The following is a 1,652-nucleotide window of genomic DNA, read 5'->3' as shown; positions in this document are numbered from 1 at the left end:
GTCATTCCCCATTTTCCGAAACAAAAATAATTTCTGGTGCTAACGGGAATTCACGGTTTGGATTTTCCTCAATAATTTTAAAGCGACTCTTTGCAAGACCCTTTTAAGCATTGGTGCATCAAAGCCCGTGCGTCATTCTGGTTGGAATGTAAAATCCGGGTGTACTAAGCACCGGGATGTGATAATTTCAGTGGTGCCCCCTTGTGGAGAGCCCGTTCAGAATAATTACAAGTCAAAGCTACATTCCCTTAGAGTCATTTTAAAATATTTTATTATGACAAACAAAAAACTGAAGATGGATATTATCCATCCGCACGCTGCCGGTATTGATATCGGCAGCCGTTCTCATTTTGTAGCGGTAGGCCAGGATGAAAATGATGTCAAAGAATTTGGCGTTTATGCCGATGACCTCACTCAAATCTGCTTACATCTAAAACAACACTACATTACCTCTGTTGCTATGGAAAGTACCGGAAGCTACTGGCAAAACCTCTACGTGGAATTAATCAAACACAGCTTTGAAGTAGTGCTTTGCAATGGTAAATTCACCCGAAACATCAAAGGCAAAAAGAGCGATGTAAAAGATGCCCGCTGGATACAAAAACTCCATAGCATTGGACTGCTCACCGGCAGTTTTTTGCCCGACGAAACTACCGAAGTATTAAGAACCTACTGCCGGCAGCGGCAGAACTGGCAGGACTTATCAGTAGAAGCTACCCATAAAATGCAAAAGTATTTAAAGCTCCTTAACTTCAGGCTTGATGTCGTCGTTCGGGATGTATGCGGCCTTACCGAGTTAAAAATTATTGAAGATATATGCAAAGGAAACCTGGATGCTGCTTCGCTTGCCAAACACCGCCACTTTAATTGCCGCAAAAGTGAAGAGGAAATTACAAAAGCGCTAAAAGGAAATAACCGGCAGGACTATTTATTCGGGCTACGCCAGGAATACGATGCCTACCTGTTTATCCAAAATAAAATGCTTGAATGCGAAAAGCAAATCAGCAGCTTTCTCCAACAACAAATCAACAGCAGCCCGAAAAAGAAAAAACTTCAGGCCCCGGAAAAGAAACATAAGCGGCTCAACAAAAATGCTATTACCGGTATTGACCTTAACCAGGCAGCCTGTCAATATTTTGAAGGAGTGGACTTATTCACAATAGAAGGGCTTGGGCATGCTACTGTACTAAGCATCATCAGCGAAGTGGGACCGGATGGCTTTACTAAATTTGAAACAGCCAAACATTTTACTTCCTGGCTCAGGTTGGCTCCCAACAATAAAGTAAGCGGGGGCAAGCTACTCAGCACCAAAACTCCCAAAGGAAGCAACCGGTTAAAAATAGCATTGCGTAATGCTGCCAATGCTATCGGAAATTTAAAAGACACACATCTGTCTAACTTTTTTAAAAGAGTTTGTTACCGAAAAGGCAGAACCGTAGCCGTCAGCGCCACAGCCAGAAAGCTGGCTGTCATCATCTGGAATATGGTAGTCAAAAAAATTCCTTATCAGCCACCCACACATTATCTTTTCCTCGATGAAAAAAGAAAGCTCGGCCTGGTTAAACGCATTCGAAAACAAATAGATAAATTTGGACTGACTAATGATGACCTGGGGCTTTTAACAACTTAAACGATTTCTACGTTAGTCAGAA

Annotated in this window: 1 protein-coding gene; it reads left to right on the top strand. The window is 42.1% G+C overall.

Features of this window, described 5'->3' with window-relative positions; all coding sequences use genetic code 11:
- Nucleotides 1-274: 274 nt before the first annotated feature.
- A complete protein-coding gene (locus EO766_RS18105) occupies nucleotides 275-1,630 on the top strand; it encodes an IS110 family RNA-guided transposase (protein ID WP_074419113.1) in 1,356 nt (451 codons plus the stop codon).
- The last annotated feature ends 22 nt before the right edge of the window (nucleotides 1,631-1,652 follow it).

Origin of the sequence: Hydrotalea sp. AMD, from assembly GCF_004100315.1 — a bacterium.
Lineage (GTDB): Bacteria > Bacteroidota > Bacteroidia > Chitinophagales > Chitinophagaceae > Hydrotalea > Hydrotalea flava.
This window is presented reverse-complemented; position numbering and strand designations above follow the sequence as displayed.